We start from the raw sequence: 1867 nt of genomic DNA on the forward strand, positions 1-1867 counted from the left end.
AGATTTCTTTGGTTCGTGTGGCTATATTTTTTGTGTACTTCTCTAGGATTCATCCGCTGTTGGGGGAATCGCTTCCTTGGTGGGGTTGAGCGGGTTATAGGCTGAATTGGGGTGTGGAAATGTAAGGCTGTTTGGTTTAGCGTCACGAATGGTTTCGCCGCCTGGCTTTGGGTTGGCCTCTTGCAGTGAGCCAAGAAAACCACTTTAATGGTTCACTATGAATATATTTCCGAAAAAAAAAAGAAGCCCTGTTTCAACAGGACTTCGTTTTTGTCGTTATTCACCGCATCGCTGGATAACGTAAACGGACTAGGCGGTATAAGTTTTGGACAATGGCTTTCCCTACAGCGTACGCAGGAATAACCAGAATCATACCGACCAGGCCGGCCAGGTTGCCCCCTATATAAAGCAGGAAAATGATGGTTACGGGATGAACAGATAATTTTTTGCCCATGACATTCGGTGAAATGAAATTACTTTCAATCTGCTGGATGATAACGATGGCGATCACCACCCATAAGGCGAGGATTGGATCTTGGAAAAACGCCACGACAACTGCCGGGACAGCTCCGATAATGGGTCCTACAAATGGGATTACGTTTGTGAACGTCGCGATTAGCGCCAAAATGATGGCGTAGTCTATACCGAGTATGAGATAAGCGATAAAGCAAAAGACTCCGACAAACAAACTGACGATCGCCTGGCCCTGGATATAGGCACTGAGGTTTTCGTCCATGTCATGAAGAATCTTAGCTCCCTCTTCTCTTGAATCTTGCGGCAAAAGTTTCAGGAAGCTAGCCGGCAATTTGTCGCCGTCTTTCAATAAAAAGAACAGAACAAAAGGCACGACGACCAGTGAGGTCAAAGTACTGATAAGCACACCCGTAAAACTGAGGATATTCGAGCCGAGACCAGTCAGCGTATCCCGGAAATTATCGGCTATCACGCCTGGGTTCAGATCAGGCAAAAAATCCTGTTCTTGAATATAACTCCACCATCGACTCGACAAGGCGGCATTTGCCTGATTTTGAACTCCTCTAACAATAGATGGAAAGTTTTCCACTAAAGCCTGTATCTGGCGAAAAATCAGTGGACCAATCCAGAACGAAAAGCCGACTATCAGACCCAGGAAAGCAACAAAAATCAGCAGAATCGAGACGACTCGCGGCATCTTTCTCGATAATAGCTTGACGAGCGGCCTGAAGATATAAAACAAGATTCCGCCAATGATGATAATCGGCATCAGTGTGGAGAAAATAACCCCGATTGGATAGAAAACAAAAGGAACCCGGACCGCCAGATTAATGATGGCAAAAATTACAAGTAAATAAAGTAAAAAACGAAACCATTTCGTCTTAGGCATTTCGATTCTCCTTTCGTCTGTTTGAAATTGATTTGGTGCTGTTGTTGATGAGAGAGATTTTGGTGTGCATGAACTAACGGCGGTGTAAATTATTATACAACAAATCAGGTGGGATATAGAAAGTTCCTTTAATCATTCGGGCTCCGGCTCTTCCATTTGTCCACAATTGAAAATCGGCTTAGTTAGATGGGGTGTGCAATAAACTGGCATTCGAATGCGGCAATGTTGAGTTGTTAGATTTCAGTGGTTCGTGTGAATGAAATTTGTTAGTGTTTCTATAGATTTCATCCATAGTTGGGGGATCGCTTCCTTGGTGAGGATGAGTGATTTAGTAGCTGAATTGGGGTGCGGAAATGTGAGGCTGTTTGGTTTAGCGTCANNGTTCGTGTGAATGAAATTTGTTAGTGTTTCTATAGATTTCATCCATAGTTGGGGGGATCGCTTCCTTGGTGGGGATGAGTGATTTAGTAGCTGAATTGGGGTGAGGAAATGTGCTGCTGTTTG

1 protein-coding gene is annotated in these 1867 nt (G+C 44.1%); it reads right to left on the reverse strand.

Going from position 1 to position 1867, the window contains the following annotated elements; translation table 11 throughout:
• Positions 1–280: 280 nt before the first annotated feature.
• A complete protein-coding gene (locus J7E21_RS15880; RefSeq protein ID WP_215109567.1) occupies positions 281–1363 on the reverse strand; it encodes an AI-2E family transporter in 1083 nt (360 codons plus the stop codon).
• Between the last annotated feature and the right edge of the window lie 504 nt (positions 1364–1867).

It is taken from the genome of Planococcus sp. ISL-109 (assembly GCF_018613655.1).
Lineage (GTDB): Bacteria > Bacillota > Bacilli > Bacillales_A > Planococcaceae > Planococcus.

Excerpts from the sequence above, each read along its gene's own strand:
- J7E21_RS15880 (WP_215109567.1), bottom strand. The coding sequence starts at position 1,363 with ATGCCTAAGACGAAATGGTTTCGTTTTTTACTTTATTTACTTGTAATT.